Origin of the sequence: Halococcus morrhuae DSM 1307 (assembly GCF_000336695.1) — an archaeon.
In the GTDB taxonomy this organism is placed as follows: domain Archaea; phylum Halobacteriota; class Halobacteria; order Halobacteriales; family Halococcaceae; genus Halococcus; species Halococcus morrhuae.
The window spans coordinates 1-17,447 of the sequence record NZ_AOMC01000024.1; the positions used below are offsets into that span (position 1 = coordinate 1).

Consider the following 17,447-nt stretch of genomic DNA (forward strand, 5'->3'; position numbering starts at 1 on the left):
GCTGAGTGTAGCTTCAACCGTGATCTTGCTAGCTTTCTTCGAGCGGAACGGGATAGAGCCGGCGTAGCTTGATCCGGGCGTCATCGGTGGTGAACTGCCAGTCGATCAATCGGTCAGCGGCGTTGTGGCGAGCCTGCCACGCAGCGACCTCCGACCGGAGGGTCGCTGCGTGATAGATGCGGCGGTCGAGACATTTCCGTTTGAGGACTCCTATCTCGATTTCAGCCATATTCAACCAACTCCCGTGCTTGGGAGTGTAGTGGAATTCGAACCGATCAAGGTACGCTTGAGCTTTGTCTGGTGGGAAGAACCGATAGAAGCCAGCAGGATTGTGCGTGTTGAGCTGATCAACCACCACCCGGATGCAGTCGGCATCTGGGTAGTGGACATCTGCGAGTTCAACCATCCGGTCAATCCACTCGCAAGTGCGTCGCCTGTCCGTGATCTCGACGTTCACCCACCCAGTCAACGGCTCGGTGGCGAGATGGATTTTCTTCTTCCCGTTGCGTTCGTAGTGCGTGTCGATACGTTCGACCGCTCCCGGTTTCGCCGGGAGCGGATCGCGTTTGTGCCCCCGAAGTGCTTTGCTTGATTCATCGAAGCAGATGACTGGCCGGTTCTCGTCGTAGGGCTCCCGGTAGAGGTCGAGGACGTCCTCCATGTAGTAGACGAAGTCAGCGTCTTGTTCGGGCGGAATCGCCCAATAATCCGAGAGATGGGGTTTCAGCGGCGTTTTTTTAAACGCTGTCGGACGGTTTCGTGAGAGATCGACTCGAAGTCGATCTCGTCGAGGGTCACGAGTTCGTCGGCAAGGAGGTGGAGTGTCCAGCGAGCTTCTCCCGTTGGTGGTTCGCTACAGGCAAGGCGAATGAGATGAGCTTCAGCGTCGCCGTCAAGTTTGGTTTCGTACTCGCGGTCGGGCTTGCGGCGATGAATCGCCGCGAGCCCTCGCTCGGTGTAGGCTTTTCGCGTGTTGAACACTGTTTTGGTGTGGCAGCCGACGTGCTCACTGATTTCTGAATCAGTGAGCCCGTCATCCACCTTCAGGAGAATCCGTGCTCGCGTGTTGTCCTCGGATTTCCGTTCACCGGTAGAAATGAACCAGTCAAGCGTATCGCGGTCTTCTTCAGAGAGTTCGACGAGATATTTTTTCGCGCTCATTCCAGTAGTTACGCGCCCAGAGACGATATACCTGTAGGTTCTCGGTTGAAGCTACACTGAGNGTTCGACGAGATATTTTTTCGCGCTCATTCCAGTAGTTACGCGCCCAGAGACGATATACCTGTAGGTTCTCGGTTGAAGCTACACTGAGACTTGGGAGTCATGTTTTCGCCCCTCCCCGAACCCGATAAACTCTCCAATTCTTCGCTGAACGAACTGTGTACAACCTCCGCCTCACGAGAAAAGAGAACAGAAGAACTGCAAACAGTCTCTCACGTGTAGGCGGTTCATATCTATACCTTGAGAAGGTGGACTGGGAGCCGCATGGCTGCATTCGACCTCGACGACGAATCCATAAGTGAACAAGAGTCTGGGGCGCTCCGTACCGTCGCCCGAGCGCTCGATGGGCTTGCTGGATCCGCCAAGGAGCCTCTGAAGACTGATCAAGTTGCTCAGGAAGACGCCCCGCAGATCGTCAAAATCGGGATCCAATTCGCTGAAATCTTGATCGATATCGGAGGATATGTCGATACCTATCCCCAGACGAGCGTTCTCAAGAAACCATCCGATCGAGATCCGTTTGCTACCGTCTCCATCGACGCGTATCCACCAGCAAACCAAGCGATGACGCTCCCAGCCCGGTATGAGCAACAGGGAATCCCGAAGATCGGTGTCAACAATCCGTGATTCCGGATCTCTCGTGGCTCCTCACGCTCGCAGCTATCGGCTTCATCGTCGTGGCCACTGTGCTTACTGCGATCCGTCCACTTGTCGTTGATCGCCGAAAGAGCACCCGGAAGCCGACGGGGACGAAACGCGAACGACTGACAAGCGGCATCGACGGTGCCCATCGCATACGTCTGCGGATTACGGAACGTTCCCCAGACACTGTTTCGGTGCGAGCACGTGCGCTGGGCATCGTTCCCGGATATCAGTATGTATTCGTGTCCGACCAACTGCTCGCGTCGCTTTCCGAGTCGGCCGACAGAGCGATCGTGGCTCATGAGGTTGCCCACCATCGAGGCTGGCATCCACTACTGCGGGTCGTACTACCGGCTGTCGCCCTCATCGGGTGGCCCCTCGCTATCGCGAGCAGTGTACCGTACGCGCTCGTGGGTGGGATTGGAGCCCTCCCTCTGTATGTACTGTTCGTGTGTTGGATCGAGCGCCAGACAGAATATTGCGCCGACGCGTACGCTGGGAAGCAGGTGGGCTACGACTCGATGATTAACGCGTTGAACTATCTCAAGAAGACGAAGTCCGGCCGGCAACAGAGCAGGTTTGCTGGATTGCTAGCAACCTACCCATCATTTGCCGAGCGTATTGACCATCTCAAGGATTCCGCTGAGGAAGACGACGATGATCAGGGTGGCCTCGAGTGAGAGACACGCAAGACGCTCAGCATCACGAGAAGCCGAATCCAGGATGCCTGCGATACACCATCGTTCAGATGGAGCGGGAGATCACCTGCTTGATTCACCCCGAGTTTGAAGCCCGAGAAAACGCAAGATCACGATCGTGGCTGCCAGCATGACAACCGCCGCGTGGATCGCTGGCCCGCGCCGGACACGCTTGCGGTCAGGCTCGTAGACGATGATCCCTGCATTGGCGAGCGCCGAAAGGTGCGACTGGATCAATCCGTTATAGACGGCGTCATACTTGGAGCTCGGGACCGCTCCGGGATCCGTTCCTGCCTCAACACCAGCGATCTGGCGGGCGAGTGGCTTGACTTCGATAAATCCGCCCGGATCCAGAACGAACACGCGGGCAATAACGAGCCGACGTCGTCTATTCGACAGCAAGTGGTAGTACTCGTTCAAATCACCTTCAGTCACGGGATTAACGAAGAATCGAAGCAGTTCTGCCGGCGTCTCTGGGAGGTCGATCGCCATGTGAGTAGCGAGTTGTTCGGGCTACAGTCTTAATCTTGTCTATTGAATACCGTACTTGAAGTACAGTATATTGTATCCATAGAAACAGTATCGCGCCATCTAAGAACTGTTCGAGCGAGTACGCTCGTGAATGCGCCCGCGCATCGACTGGATGACCCGCTCCGACGATCGCACCCTGGAGTTCCTCGACGACAAGGAGATCGTCGCCTCGGCGAGCGTCATCGCCGTCAATATCGATTACAATCCGAACTACATCTCCCGGCGCTGCCGGCGGCTTGCCGAAGCCGGACTCATCCAGCGCATCGACAGCTCCAACTACCGCCTCACCGACGTCGGCGAACGCTATCTCGCCGGTGAGATCGATCCCGACGAGTTGGAGGTCGACGACGAAGAATCCTGATCGAGTATTTCTTGGATTGCTTTCAGAGAACCCTGAACTGATGGAGGCCACTGCGAACTGATCACTGAATCGTCGCAGCGGTGGCTCTCATCCAGACATCACTGGTCTCAAGCAGGCGAGGTCGATGGATCGAACTGTTTGAGGTAGTTTTCAAGCGCGCTAGCGGTCCGGAACGCGCTGAGGTTCAATGCTTCGACCGGTTCGTTGCCACCCGGTGGGTGCACATACCAGACGTTTTGAGTGTGAGAACTCCCGGCGAGGCGCAAGTCAACACCGTGGATCTGTACCCATGCGCCGTGAGCATACGTTCCCGCCATGAGCTCGCCGAGGACGTCCGCAACAGTCCACTCTGCGTCCTCGTTGGGATACACCACTGCATATCCATCCTCATCTCGATTGGTCATGCTTGCAGCCCTCCAAGGGCCGGACCGGCGGCTGTGTGAGCTCTGTATCCGGTGCTGTAGTAAGTCGATTCGTGATCGATACGTTCGGAACGCGAGCCGGTGGCTTCAAGCCCGCGTGCGGTCGTAGCTTGCATTGGTCTTCGTCCTGAGAAGACCAGTCCGGGTGTCATCGCACCCGGGCGTTTCCATAGTCGTCCGCCCTCGTGGGACCGGTCTCCTCTGTCTATTCATTGCTCATGGCTAGTAATAAAAATACGGATACAGCCCCTGTTCGTATTCCTGTGATCAACTCTCGATCTCCCACGAGTGCGTCCTTGTTTCGAGACTGAATAGATAGCATCGCAGCACGAATCGTGTCTACTGGGTACAATCAACTGGAGTAACCGGTCGCAATCGTCCGCTTCCTTGAGGGTACATCGACCAATAGCGAGTAGTGTAGATCATGTGGAGCACGCTACAGTCAGTCGTGATCAACAGTGTAGCGATGGCGGAAGGCCAAAAATGACCGAAACGTTGGGAGAACAAAGGTATGAAAGTATTGTACCCCTCTACGAACGCACAACGTACAGCGAGTTACGGAACCAACTATTCAGCGGTTCGTACCCGCTGTTTGTCGTGACCGCCTTCATCGACATGGACCACTGAGTGGGTGCGGATTCGCATACTGAGACATCGGTATGCAAGGACACTATCTTTCGATCGCCTCAATGGTTGAGTGGATCCAATGACGCCAGCGACATACTCAAATACAGGGTTGAAGTACAGCTCAACTGTCAATCACCTCCATCGATACCGCTAACTTGGTGATACGGGCCCATGAACTGACTGTGGTGGCTGAATCTCAGGATAGTTGTCCCAGACATCCTTCGGAAGTATTGTTCGCCTCTCCGTCGATTTTGATGCCGATATGAGCGATCGGGAGATAGATCGCAGACAAAAACATATCAGTATCTCACTATATACCCAGAATGCTGGAGCGGGGTTGTACGGAAGCGTTGCAGCGCGTCGCCGTCCCTGAGAATGCAGATAACGAGACACTCCCACCTTTTCCCCTCCCGATATACAACACGAAAATGGGGAGACAACTACCCGCCCGGCCTCACAACCACCACGGTCTACCATGCGGTAGCCGGGAAGGAATGGAAGGGCCCGGAGCGCTCGGCGAACCCCGGCGACGTAAGCACTGCAGCGCTCGCGGTTTGAGCGCGAAGCGCACAACGAGCCGCGGGAGTCGAACGCTCCGGGGGCTTCCGAAGTCGTGCTGTCGGCATCCAACTCACAACACCCAAACCAACACTCACACCCACATCCACGCCTACAACCCCACCCAACCGCTCCGCCACCTCATCCTGCTGACGCTCGATCCGTGCCGGACACTCATACCCCGGCTTGTGCACGCTCTCACAATCAGGGCAGAACACACCCTGCGTCGAACACTCCGAACACGACAACCCCATGTACTCCGTCAACTGCTCTTCCGTCCCAGACTCGACGATCACACCATAACTCATCACTCCACCACAGTTCGGACACATCTTCCCTCCTCGTTGATCCGCGTCGGACCCACCTCGACGACCGCCGTTGATTGCTCACTATCCACCGTCTGCTCACGACTACTGTTGTGTTCCACCATTTTTCGATCGTCTCCACGCCCGCCTCCGCGCCGCGGGCAGTGTTGTACCGCGGCGCGAGCGGGCAACACCATCCCCGACAACGAGCGACGCGCGTGTCCGTCACCGGAAGGCGCGTCCATCGGAGTAAGCGGTGCCGAACGACCATCGGGAGTGAGGGGAGTGATCGAGACCTCCGAGCGCTGTCGGTGCGGCTGTTCGAGGAGTCGAGATCACCGGCGCTTACCCGCTGGCGTCAAACCAGATGCCCGGAACGGTGGCTCGACTGCGGTGCCGCCGCCGTGCGGGAGAGCCACCGCAGCCCGGAATGGTCGGTGACGAGCGCCGGACGGTGTCGCAACTCGAGCGACGCGTACCGAGACAATCGCGGTCCCACCGTCACCCCGAATCCAAGATTTCACCGACCCAATCAATATCGTTGCAGTGGCGCGTGTGAGGAATGCCGACCTCGTCGGCAGGACGCACGCGAGGGAGCGGGGCCGGAGCGCCGCTCGCGGTGTGAGCAAGCGGCGGCCCGCGAGGTTGGGGAGGGACTGTGCTGTGCTGTCCCGAACTGGAGTCGGATCGAAGCGGCTGCCGAAGATCGTCACTGGCCCAAGCTGACCGACCATCACACCATCGCGAAAACGCGGCCGCTACACCATCGCGTCAACCCTCCCCAATCGGTCTCCTGGACCGGGCTGTGAAAACATGATCTACCATAATCACAGACAATCACCAACCTCAACAACTGCTGGATTCTCTGGTCAACGTCGCGAACAAACACCTTACTTCTCCAACGTAACTCACACCCACCACTCACGACTCTACTGGTCGATGCTCAATCGACCAATCCGAACCTCACCAACTCAGCGATCAATGAGTGATCGAGTGAACGCCNCCCACCACTCACGACTCTACTGGTCGATGCTCAATCGACCAATCCGAACCTCACCAACTCAGCGATCAATGAGTGATCGAGTGAACGCCACCCGACCGAGACTCCGCTATCGGACCCCCGCTCATACCCCCGGATGGACTTGTGCTTACAGCACACTACTATCCGCCCGATTTCTGCTGTCCCAAACTCATCCATCCGACCCTACCCACCAGAACTGATCGAGGTTCTACCGACGCTGTCACCGGTGCGAAGCTGGGCTGTCAACTGGCTCATCCTGGAGCGGTCACCAGTGCTGCTCGAGGTGGTGATTGCCGTCACGAATCCAGGCCACTCACCAAGCGAGATCACTGGCTGAATCGAAGCGTCAACCACTGTCTGAAAAACTACCAAATCAGATATGGGTAGCGTGGCCGAAAGCGTTCGTCAGTCGAGAGTGGTGTAGTCGAGATCGGCACCCCAGTTCCAAGGCGATCCATGCCGACCGCTACTGAACCAACTTCAATTCTATCTAATCCGGTATATCACGTGCTACGAAACGTTCGGTGTTGCTGTTGCCATTCTAACTGTTCTGCTGTTGGTGGTCGCAGGTTGTGCGAATAGTTGTGTTGCTAACTAGTTAGTCGTGGCGTTACTCACGATCATGGTTGTTGCTCTGCTTCTAGAAACCGTTAACTGAATCACAGATTGGCTGACTGCTGTAGTGGTACTGATCGAGTCGGCCGCAGTGACTCAACCATGGGGATAGACCGGCGGAACTCACCCAGTCGATCAGCGGATGCTGTAGTTGGTCAGTCGTGACCGATCGCTAGTGTTGTGCGAACTCGTTGCTGTAACACACTTAACCGAAAAGTGGTGGATATTGCTGATCCATAGACTGAGTTGCAATTCCTGGCGATGCGATCTCGGTCACGTGCTGGTCGATCAATCGTTGCCTCCACCATCGCGGTGACCAGCTGAATAACTGCAATCATGACACCAATCCACAATGGTTGTGGAGTTAACTAGATCGGTGGTGGATGAGAGAATCAGTTGTCCGAATCGGTCGGTGCTGGAAACAGTTGCATCGCTAAGGAGTCGCTGTTGGTGGTGCTGGTGAGTTCGTTGCTGATCGGATCAGTTGTACCAGCTATAAGATATATTGCTCACGTTAGGTGATAGGCTGTTCTGGGGTGAACTGTGTTTTGCTGATGAGAGCTGATCGGTGCTGATCCAGTTGGTGTTGTTCTGGTGATCGTCTTGGTCAGTGTGGTAGTGTTGTCGTGATCAGTTTGGTATGACTGTTGGTGCTGAGCTCGTGCTTGTTTTGGTTACAGTTGTTGTTAGTGATCCAACAGCCTCTGTTGGTCGTTTTGATTTTGGTTTTCTAACTCTTCCTGGTCGCTTCTGTTTCGCTTCCCGCTCCCCCTCCCTATTCGGTTGGTCAATTGGCTGCACCACTACAATCCTTCGGACATTCAATCCGGGTGCAAACGGGTTTTTTGACCAATCGAAAGGATCTCTGCGTCTTAGAAGTCTTCTAATGCTCTAATTCTTGTCCCATTCAATCTCCAAACGATTCATTGCCCCTTCAACCTTCTAAAATCCGATTAGAACTATTCTAAGCGATTTTCTACCTGTCTATTCCGGTCTAGGAAAGAGATACATCCATTTTCATTCGGTATTTTTGGTGATTTCTGTAAACGATTAGTTAACAGGTGCGGATATCGGTAGTGAGAAACTCTCTAATAGCCATTTCTAAGACAGCATAAGTACCATATCTCATCAATTATTAGATCTGTGAAATGAATAGAGAGAGAAATAAAATATGGGATACACATTGGCTAAAATCTGCGTGAACATATTGTAAACAGGATGGTTAGAATAGCTGTGGATACTGTTTCGAGAACTTTGGCCTATTCGCTTTTTCTTCACCTCATTCAAAAATATTAGAAAATATCAATTTTCAAACATAGAATTATCTATGTGTTGGTGAGGCCTCTGTTTGGCTCGGAAATGCGTTCACAGCTAGTAAACAAATTGTGAACAAAAAGTAGATTGCGTTATAGAGGGTCTAAAATCGCCCATATCTACCACTTGAAGATGCCCTGAATCCTATGCATATGTTTTCGCTTGTATTTTATATAGTCCAATATACCGAGTGACAGATTTCATATTGATGCAGTAAACATATTGTTAACAATACCGTTTAAAGTCTTCTACGCTCTCTTTAGGCCCTTTCAATATTAGCTAATATAACAACAAATTCTGATTGAGCATCCATCATTTTGTAGAGGCAATAGCTTCTTACTGGATATTCTATTCTATCTCCAATTCCATTCTCACTTCTGAATATAGAAATAATAGACGATAAAAATCGTGTTTTTCTCACTATTCTATTTGCATCTATTACTTTAGTATGAACATTTTAACGTTTAGATTGGCATAGGAAGAGAAGGTATGGATAGTCTGCCATCCCAGACTTCATACCCACAAACTCTAATTAATGAAATATGTATGCGACCAGGGGATTTTTCCGAAGAATCTCATAGAGCTTTCTATAGGAAGCAGTCGGATCTGAGAAGTTGAAGAGAAGAATAGAACGTCATTTTTTGTTTGTTCAAAATGTTCTATTTTATTGATATTGAGATATTGTTGAATAACTTGATTTCACATTCTATTTTGTAGTGTATCGAGTTAGACAACGCGGATATAGTAGAAACGTCCACTACTGATATCAAAATATATTGGTTGGATGTGGTATACTGAGTTGACAGACTCATATTCCATGGATGCTCATGAAGAAAATACAGTTGATAATTCATCTACAGTAACAATTTCTGTAGCATTCAATAGGTAGCGCCGGATACTGCGAGTTCATCATAGATGAGTACATGCGATTTGATAGGTATAATTTCCAGATAACTTCTACCTTCTCATGGCACTTTTATTACTCAGATACGATTTATTTGAATATCATAGTTTTACAGTATTATGTGGGTCATCTTCTGTGGTTAGCATACGGTGATCTGATTTCTGGGTCGTAGACTAGTAGTTTCGATTGATATAATACGATATTTCCATTTCAGTTTTGTTGTAAAATTATACGGGGTGAATATCCGCTACAGGGGAGACTATGTTTTCTCTGCTGTGTCATGCTGGATACTTCCAATTATGTATATTAGATATTGCAGCTACTCCAAAACAGTACTGTTTTCAGACATTATCACGAGAGGCTATTGCTGGTCAAAGGAATCTCAATTAAGATTTCTTTTTTGAATTTACCACCTCGTTTTTTAGTGGTAGGCTCTCGTGGATCTCGTATTCACAATTGTCTATTCCGATACAGAAGTCGGTGAATTGTTCGTTGTCAGTATAGCAGTTCACTGGTTGGTATGGTTCACCGTTTTCGTTCGTTCGGTTCTTCTCGTAGCGAGTTTGGTAGCGTGTCGTCTCCTCGTCAAACCAGGGATATTGACTGAACCATTCGACGATCTCTTCGACGGTGAAATCGTTCTCGAGACTCAGGATGATTCGCACGTAGGTGTAGAGAGTGAATCGAACGGGCTTCTCTTCGAGAAGGAAATTGTGGATATTCCGCAAGCATGGTAGCTCCAGAATGTCCGCGATCTCCGAAACCTGAATCGTGGTTGCTTCGCTTGTGTTGAATCGAAGACGGTACAGATTCGTGTTATCAGTTGCGTCCTCACCAAGAGGATTCTCTTGGTCATCCCGCTGCCGATAGATCTCAACGTCATCGTGATCCGTACAACTGCCGAGGTAATTACCGAGGCTTCGGGCACTCCCAATCTCCCCGATTTTCCGTTTTTCCCATGTACTATCAGTTTTTTGAGCATGAATTTCTAAGGCGTCATAGAGCTCGCTAGCCGAGTGCCAAGTGTTGAGTTGGGCTCTCTCATCGGGCGCATTTTCGATCCCTGTGAGGACTACTCTGAGCTTGTCCGGGTGGGTCTTCTCGGCGAACAGTTTGTCGGTATGGCCGATGTCGAGGAGGGTCTGAATGTGCTCTCTGACGTTGGTGGCGTTGTGAGCTGCGTAGTTGATTTGCCCATCTTCCATCGATTGGTAGAGGCGTTTACCGAGATATGCTGCCGTGCCATTGCGGCCAATTACGTGCTTTTCGAATTTCTTACGAAAGTCTGTATCAGGAACGTAGACGCAATTGTTTTTGATGCCGCAGACACTTTCACCTTTGTTGTTTGTGACGTCAGTATTCATCCCGGCGTGGACGAGTGGGATTTCGATGTATACCATGTCCTCGTGCCATTCTGGCATGGGTGTGATGTCAGTGACGACTCTCCCGGGAGGACTACCGTATTCGTCGTCGTGATCGCGTTTGTAGAGAATCTCAGCTGCTAATCGCTGTAGTTGATAGTTCCCACCGTCATACTGCATCACACCGGCCAGTAGATGCTTGTAGAACAGTTTTTCGACGAGTTCGTGGCAGATGATCTCTCGATGGTACTGTTTGAGTTCAGGGTTCTCTAAGAGTACGATAGTGCCCATTGTTCCGAAGACGACCAACCGTCCGGGCATGTCTGGAGCGACCGAGGGATTTTCTTTGACATCCTGGTAGCTGGGCTGATCATCGATCGCCCTGAGAACGAACTTCTCGACGTCAGCAAGCATCCTCGTTTCGTTGCGTTCGCCGTTTTCGAGGTACGTGTTGTATCCGCGCTGGAAGACATCAGTTAGTTCGACCCCGGTTGATTCCCGAGGATTGAGTGCGACTTCCCATGCTCTGATCGTGTCGTCTCGTGGTGAGGCTGGTGTGGGTTCTGTCATTATTTATATTCCAAAAATTATATATTATATTTGGTGTTCACAAGTAGAGAATCCATAGATATAGTTGCCTTCGATATTCCAAGGTTACTTTCTATTGCTCTGTTGAATAGGGGTACGGCGGCGGGATAGACCGTTACATCGGTAAGGATGAAGCCGAGGAAGGCCGATATGGCCGAAGTGGATCTCCTCGACTTCCTGAGGGACTGTAAGCGGCTTGCCATACAAGCGTTGGGGACCAACGCGGGCAAGCCCGCCGAAGGTGGGCTTGCCCGCTGGAAGCACCTCGTCATNACGGAAAACCGTCTCCGCTGTTTCAGCGAGCTCCGCGAGATTCTTGAGCTCGATCTCAACGACGTCCCGGACTTCTCCACGATCTACAAATCGTTCGATCGATTCAATATGACGATCTGGCGGGCGTTGCTCCGCGTTTCAGCGGAGCAACTCCCGCAGTCCGGTCACGTCGCTCTCGACAGTACCTTCTTCGAGCGTGGTAGCGCCTCGTCGTACTACCTTCAGCGAGCGGATCGAGACGTACAGACGCTGAAAGTCACAACGCTCACCGATACGGAGTCGCTCGCTGTGTTGGATCTACAGTGCTCGGTCGAGTGGAAGCACGATACGAAACTCGGGCCGCAGGTCGTCCGGCGGAACGCCGACGACCTGCTCTCAGTNGGATTTCACGACTGGATGAGTAAGTTCGAATTCTACACGCTCGACGTTGATCCGCTTGTTCTCGAACGGGGATCATCACTGGAGACAATCGGTCATAACGCGCTAATCCGGGACGCTGGGTACTCTCAGCGGTGGATGTCCGAGACTTCGTACTCGACAACGAAGCGCTCGCTCGGCTCCGCCGTGCGAGCGCAATTCTGGTATCGTGAGTTCCGTGAGATCGTCCTGATGTTCGCTATCTCGAACATCGAACAAGTTTGTGAGAATCTGTGATCACCGCGCCGTACCCCTATTCAACACGGCACTTTCTATGGGCCTTGTATCTCACTCGTTACGAGGTGTGTCCAAGGGCGGGTTGTCGAGTGCATTCAAAACGACCTCTGGTTCACTAATAAGAGTGTGCTCAAGATATGCGCCCTCATAGTCACCACCGCCTGTGTGATTTGCTTCCAAGAGACCAAGGAACGCCTGTTCTTTGAGTAGACGATAAACACGATCCTGTGATATCGAATTCATCCCCTCTCGATCAACGAGCCGCTGATAGAACTCGTATATCTCTGATGTACGGAAGGTCGAAGTATTTCTGCTTTTGGTGAGAAGTGCCAACGCTTGGAGTATGTACTTAACATGTGGCGGTGAACCACTGATAAGCTGCTTTACGCGATTAACTTCTGCCTTGGTGAGTGCCGCGTCAATGTGAGATTCCCTTACAGTAGTTAGACCATCTTTCTCTGCTAGTCTTCCAGCTTCATATAGCATATCTACTGCTTTACGTGCGTCTCCATGTTCTCGTCCAGCGAGAGCTGCCGTTTTCGGTACTACACCATTCTCTAAAACTCCCTCTTGGAAGGCTTCACGTCGATTGTTTAGAATAGAACGGAGTTGGTCCGGGTCGTATGGGTTAAAAATAAGTTCGTTGTCCTGAAGACTTGAATGTACTCGCTGATCAAGGCGTTCTTTGTATTCAACTTTGTTACTAATACAGATCACCCCGATGTGGCAACTTGCTTTTCCACTTTCCTTAGCTCGAGAAAGGCTTCGGAGAAGTTCGTCATCTTCTAACTTGTCAATTTCATCAAGGATTGCAACAAACGAATCCACATTGTGTTTGTTGAGCATCTCCCAAGTCATATCTCGATAAGTAGCTGCTCCAACTCCCTTTCTAGGGATGCTGTGGTCTGTGTCTATATTCTCGGCAAGCTGCTGCGCTAATTCTCTGCTCGCTTGTGTTTCTGTTGTGTAATCTGAACAATCAACATAACCATATTGAAGAGTTGCCCCATTCTCTTGCGCTTGTCGTTGAGCTTCTCGTGTTGTACACCGCGAAACGAGTGACTTGCCGGTCCCTGTTTTTCCATATATTACTATGGAATCCGGGGGACCTCCACGAGTACCTGGGCCAAGTGCACGTCCCATCTCGGTTATTTCGTCATCTCTTCCTACAACTCGATCTAGTTCCGGAACGTGTCCGACTCGAAGTAACTCTCGACGACGGAATATTTCTCCCCCACCGAAGATGTCGTCGACATCGACCATACCTTAGCCAGAAACCCATCCAAGTTAAAGATATCGACCCTCGTACCGAGTGAGCACTTGTAGATATGCCTAAGAGAGTCTAAGAATACGTTCTGCATTCATTTATATACATCTACCACCCTCACACACACACCCCATAACGAGTGAGTGAATACAGGCCGAGAAGAAATTATACTGTGGTGATAAACCTTTGTGTGGAGGCAATATNCCCTCACACACACACCCCATAACGAGTGAGTGAATACAGGCCGAGAAGAAATTATACTGTGGTGATAAACCTTTGTGTGGAGGCAATATCTGAAGGCCGAGGGAGATTTCAATATTTTGAATTCATATAGTATAGAAACTAAGTATGTCTATATGTACAACACAGAAGTTTTCACCTTTGGTCTTCTTGTAGAACTCACTCGGTGCGAGGTGTGTGGGTATTCTCTCTAAACTGTTTCTCACTCCGTAATTTGGCTGAGGATTTTCTCTACCAGGTGATTTATTAGGAACTCACTCGGTGCGAGGTGTGTGTGTGTGTGTGTCCTTCCAGTGATCTCCTCATCGGCCGCTGGCCGTCTTCATAATCGTCAAGCGTGGTCTGAGGGAGGAACAGCTGTCCTCTTCATTGTACGGAGTGAACATCATCATCATCATCATCTCGTTCTCATGCAGTGAGTGCTCGACGCTCTCGTCGTCAACGACATCCTCGAAGCAAACCCGTCTATCGGCTCGGACGATTCCGGAGTCGATGGAACGGGCCTTGGCCACGCTCTCCGGCAGATCCGGGACCTCGGCCCTGAGTGGGACACTGCGTCGATCGAGGTTGCCAGTGCGGAGCTTCATGCCGCTCTCGACAGCACTAGAGACATGCCTTCGACAGATGATCGAGTGCATCGCGGACGCCGTGCTCCCGCCACTCGCAACCACCGCTGTCGAACCCGATGATGAGAGCTCACTCGGTGCCGGGTGTGTCGATACTCTCGATCACTTCGGTGGCGACCTCACAGCGATGGTTGAGGATGCCGTGACCGCCTCCCGCGAACGCCGCGACGGCGCTGGCGGGCTGGTGGAGGCCGCCCAGCGCGCGCTCAGTGGTGGAGAGGGCTGTCGGGAACGCTCTCCACGCCCACGATGGCTACGCCCACCCGCTTGTATACCTCCTGCTCCACGGCGTGATCGCTCCCGAAGACGACGATGACAGTACTGGGGCGACCACGATTCCGATCGATACGTTCTCGTTCGATCATGAGGAGGGTACCAACCTCAAGCGGACGAGCCTCGGCCGGGAGACGATCATCGTCGACCGTAATCACCACGGCGCTGTCGTTCACCATCTATCCGCTTTCGCCGAAACCGACGCACAGAATCCCGTCGTGGGTCTCGACGCGACCGGACGCGAGCGTCTCTGGTCGCTCGCTACTGGTGCCGACGTTCACGAACGCGATATCTACGAAATTGATCGCGAGCGCCGTGCATTCCTCCGAGACGTGCTGAACCTCTAGGTGGTCCAGACCAGCTCACACATCAAGACCTACTCCGGATCCCCCTACAGAGCAAGAACTTCGATGGCGACGTCGCACTCGTCGAGTCCGTCAGCGAGGAGTACGCCGCCACGCAGTTACGCCAGGACACGCTTACCGCGACGACCAAACCCGGCGTCATCACGACGAAGAAAGCTCGCGGCGAGATCGAAGAGCGCATCCAGGACGACGTCGCCGCGATCGACCACTACGGGAACGTCACCGGCTCGAACGCGCTCGGTGAGTTGAATCTCGGGGTCGTCTTGGGCTGTCGGCACTTCGGCGACGCCGTCGTCGAGAAATGGGCCGCTCTCGCTGGTGAAACCGTCCACCGCTCAGGCAAGGGTGCTGATCTCGAATACGACAGCGAGACCGCCAATACGTTCCTCAAGCATATGCGCAGGGATCAGACTCTCCAGGCGATTCTCCGATTCGGCCGGGACAAGGAGGGCGCGGTGGTGTTCGCCCACACGGCGGCGCTGGCCGAGAGCCTGCCCGTGGTTGGCGAGGGTGCGGTTGTCCGCGCGTTCTCAGAAGCGACCAAAGCCGTGACGAATGCTGCACAACGCTATCGCGGCCGGGAGTTTGCCGTCAGCGATGTCGCTGACGCTGTCGACTGCTCGCGACGGACGGTTCAACGGGTGTTGAACGAACAGACCGAACTGGGCTATCTCGAGAAACGCGAGACGAAAACCGGCCTCGCCAACGGATTCCAGAATCTCGAACAACCCAGTGACGGTGAGGTCGAGTTGCCAGAGCTCGATGAACCGTTTGACTCGGGGAAAGACGGACCACCAGGGGGTTCCACCCGTGGACAAGCATCTGCTGACCCCGACGATTCCTCCCTAGGAGTATCTAGTACGGGATTTGTCTGGGTAGTTGGGGTCAGTGCAGGGGGTGAAGGCCGCTGTCAGAGCAGTCGGGCAACACTCCCAGCTCCCGAGGGGACTGACCCGGCCGGTTTGCCGGGATAGCTCGTTACTGTCAGTCAGCAAACGTGCGAAATCAAGGAACTAGACAGCGCCTGAGAGTTATTCATCACTGATTTCGGTGAGACGGGCTTGGATTTCGTCATCATCGGCGTCTGAGAGAGCTTCCAGACCGAACTGTACAACGAGGGGGTAGAAATGCCGGTTCTTCTTGAATTCATCTTGGCCGGCTTTTCGGAGTTTCAATTGAGATTCTAAGTACGTGTCCTCAAGTTCATCAAGGATTCCGTCTGGGATATAGATTGTCCGACCGTTCCATTCCTCCTTGATGTTTGTCTTCGTTTCGCTCGTTTCACTCGTTCCGTTCGGTGAACTCGTTTCAGTTGTTTCGTTCATCTCATTCGATTTTTCCTCGTCGTCATCATCCTCATAGTTTCCCTCGATACCTGAGGCATCTCCCCAATCATCACTCACACTTCTACCTCCTTGGAGGGTGTTTTCTCGAATGTCTCGTCAAACAGATCGGCGATCTCGTTGAACAGGCCGCGAGCGTCTTCAACACGTTTGTTCTCCTTGTCAAAGCCGAAAATCGACACCCCTTCTCCAATTGATTGCGAGAGGTCTGTCCGCTTCGGAATCTCAAATAGCGGAAGCGAGTATGCTGATTCTATCTCCTTGATAGTGTCCCGATGCTCGGCATTCTGCTCAACACGGTTGCAGATGAGAGCGAGACGATTGATATCACCGTAGGCTGGTTCGAGCGATCCCAACTGCTTTGCGAAAATCCGGAGGCTATTGGCGTTTAGTTGCTCAGGGATTACCGGAATAACCACATTCCCACTCGCCACGAGAGCATTATCAGTAAGAACGTTGAGAGACGGTGGCGTGTCTACGATGATGTAGTCGTAGTCGTTATCGAGTTTGTCGAGAGTCTTCCCCAATCGCTCTCGGCTTTTTGGAGCTTCAAGCAATGTTTGGATGTTCTTATTGTTTGCAAGTTGCTCACTGGCGGGAAGTATATCGAACTCCTCGTGTTGAATGATGATATCGTTGACTGACGCCATCTGATCAAAGTCAAGAACGTCGAATAGCGTCGTCCGGTCGGTGTCGTAGTACAGATCGCTATAGCCGAGTGAGCACGTGAGCCCCCCGTGATAATCGATATCGACAAGAAGTACATCATAGCCGCGCGCGGATAGTGCGCCGCCTGTGTGGATGACATCCGTCGTTTTCCCTGCGCCTCCTTTTTGATTCGCTACAGTGATTCGGGTGGTCTGTGTATCGGTCATGTCTATTGTTCTTATCTAAGCTGCTGCCAGTTCGTTTTCTCCGTTTCTTTCGTTCTGTTCGTTTATCTCAGTGCGTTCGGTGCGAGCGTTTCGCTCAATGAGAGAATCACGACAAAGTTAAAACCTGCTGTTCGTTACACTCACTGACCGAAACGAATTCGTTTCTTTCGTTCTGCCCATTCCATTCATTCTGTTCGTTTATCTCAGTGCGTTTGGTGCGGGCGTTTCGCTCAATGAGTGAATCATGACGGAATTTAAGCCTGCTGTTCGTTACACTCACTCACCGAAACGAATTCGTTTCTTTCGTTCTATTCGTTCTATTCATTCTGTTCGTTTTCTTTGTTTCTACTTTCCGGCGGCTAC

14 protein-coding genes and 1 pseudogene are annotated in these 17,447 nt (G+C 52.1%); 6 read left to right on the forward strand and 9 right to left on the reverse strand.

Annotated elements, in window-relative coordinates; all coding sequences use genetic code 11:
• Positions 1–28: 28 nt before the first annotated feature.
• A pseudogene (locus C448_RS15275) lies at positions 29–1,161 on the reverse strand (IS630 family transposase).
• A 324-nt stretch (positions 1,162–1,485) separates the two neighbouring features.
• Here C448_RS15275 and C448_RS01240 point away from each other — a divergent pair.
• The gene (locus C448_RS01240) at positions 1,486–1,848 is read left to right on the forward strand and encodes a hypothetical protein (RefSeq protein ID WP_004051307.1); all 363 of its coding nucleotides are present in this window, start codon (positions 1,486–1,488) and stop codon (positions 1,846–1,848) included.
• The gene (locus C448_RS01245; RefSeq protein ID WP_004051308.1) at positions 1,845–2,543 is read left to right on the forward strand and encodes a M48 family metalloprotease; all 699 of its coding nucleotides are present in this window, start codon (positions 1,845–1,847) and stop codon (positions 2,541–2,543) included. The genes C448_RS01240 and C448_RS01245 overlap by 4 nt, the downstream gene beginning before the upstream one ends.
• An 81-nt stretch (positions 2,544–2,624) precedes the next feature.
• On the opposite strand, the gene C448_RS01250 is transcribed toward C448_RS01245, so the two are convergent.
• On the reverse strand, positions 2,625–3,053 hold the full coding sequence (locus tag C448_RS01250; RefSeq protein WP_004051309.1) for a DUF7344 domain-containing protein: 429 nt from the start codon (positions 3,051–3,053) through the stop codon (positions 2,625–2,627).
• A gap of 130 nt (positions 3,054–3,183) precedes the next feature.
• On the opposite strand from C448_RS01250, the gene C448_RS01255 reads away from it, so the two are divergent.
• Positions 3,184–3,453, forward strand: coding sequence for a PhiH1 repressor-like protein (locus tag C448_RS01255; protein WP_004051310.1), 270 nt, complete (start codon positions 3,184–3,186; stop codon positions 3,451–3,453).
• A 107-nt stretch (positions 3,454–3,560) separates the two neighbouring features.
• On the opposite strand, the gene C448_RS01260 is transcribed toward C448_RS01255, so the two are convergent.
• Together C448_RS01260 and C448_RS16495 are read right to left on the reverse strand one after the other, a co-directional pair.
• A complete protein-coding gene (locus tag C448_RS01260) occupies positions 3,561–3,857 on the reverse strand; it encodes a hypothetical protein (RefSeq protein ID WP_049916005.1) in 297 nt (98 codons plus the stop codon).
• A gap of 5,748 nt (positions 3,858–9,605) precedes the next feature.
• The gene (locus tag C448_RS16495) at positions 9,606–11,150 is read right to left on the reverse strand and encodes a primase-associated protein (RefSeq protein WP_204365458.1); all 1,545 of its coding nucleotides are present in this window, start codon (positions 11,148–11,150) and stop codon (positions 9,606–9,608) included.
• 168 nt (positions 11,151–11,318) lie between these two features.
• On the opposite strand from C448_RS16495, the gene C448_RS01270 reads away from it, so the two are divergent.
• Positions 11,319–12,095, forward strand: a complete 777-nt coding sequence (locus C448_RS01270; RefSeq protein ID WP_049916006.1) for an IS5/IS1182 family transposase — start codon at positions 11,319–11,321, stop codon at positions 12,093–12,095.
• 51 nt (positions 12,096–12,146) lie between these two features.
• Here C448_RS01270 and C448_RS15280 read toward each other — a convergent pair whose 3' ends face one another.
• Positions 12,147–13,358, reverse strand: a complete 1,212-nt coding sequence (locus tag C448_RS15280; protein ID WP_004051314.1) for a Cdc6/Cdc18 family protein — start codon at positions 13,356–13,358, stop codon at positions 12,147–12,149.
• Positions 13,359–13,904: 546 nt separating this feature from the next.
• Positions 13,905–14,189 (reverse strand): hypothetical protein, encoded by a 285-nt coding sequence (locus C448_RS01280; RefSeq protein ID WP_004051316.1) that lies wholly within the window; start codon positions 14,187–14,189, stop codon positions 13,905–13,907.
• Positions 14,190–14,440: 251 nt separating this feature from the next.
• Here C448_RS01280 and C448_RS01285 point away from each other — a divergent pair, with 251 nt between their 5' ends.
• Positions 14,441–14,848 (forward strand): hypothetical protein, encoded by a 408-nt coding sequence (locus C448_RS01285; RefSeq protein ID WP_004051317.1) that lies wholly within the window; start codon positions 14,441–14,443, stop codon positions 14,846–14,848.
• Between the two features lie 116 nt (positions 14,849–14,964).
• Here C448_RS01285 and C448_RS01290 read toward each other — a convergent pair whose 3' ends face one another.
• Complete coding sequence (locus C448_RS01290; RefSeq protein WP_004051318.1) at positions 14,965–15,198, reverse strand: hypothetical protein; 234 nt, start codon at positions 15,196–15,198, stop codon at positions 14,965–14,967.
• A 63-nt stretch (positions 15,199–15,261) separates the two neighbouring features.
• Here C448_RS01290 and C448_RS15755 point away from each other — a divergent pair, with 63 nt between their 5' ends.
• Positions 15,262–15,840, forward strand: coding sequence for a hypothetical protein (locus C448_RS15755; RefSeq protein ID WP_152415491.1), 579 nt, complete (start codon positions 15,262–15,264; stop codon positions 15,838–15,840).
• Positions 15,841–15,897: 57 nt separating this feature from the next.
• On the opposite strand, the gene C448_RS01300 is transcribed toward C448_RS15755, so the two are convergent.
• Both C448_RS01300 and C448_RS01305 read right to left on the reverse strand, forming a co-directional pair.
• The gene (locus C448_RS01300; protein ID WP_049916007.1) at positions 15,898–16,269 is read right to left on the reverse strand and encodes a hypothetical protein; all 372 of its coding nucleotides are present in this window, start codon (positions 16,267–16,269) and stop codon (positions 15,898–15,900) included.
• Positions 16,266–17,084: a ParA family protein gene (locus tag C448_RS01305; RefSeq protein ID WP_004051321.1), complete on the reverse strand. Its 819-nt coding sequence runs from the start codon at positions 17,082–17,084 to the stop codon at positions 16,266–16,268. The genes C448_RS01300 and C448_RS01305 overlap by 4 nt, the downstream gene beginning before the upstream one ends.
• Positions 17,085–17,447: the final 363 nt, after the last annotated feature.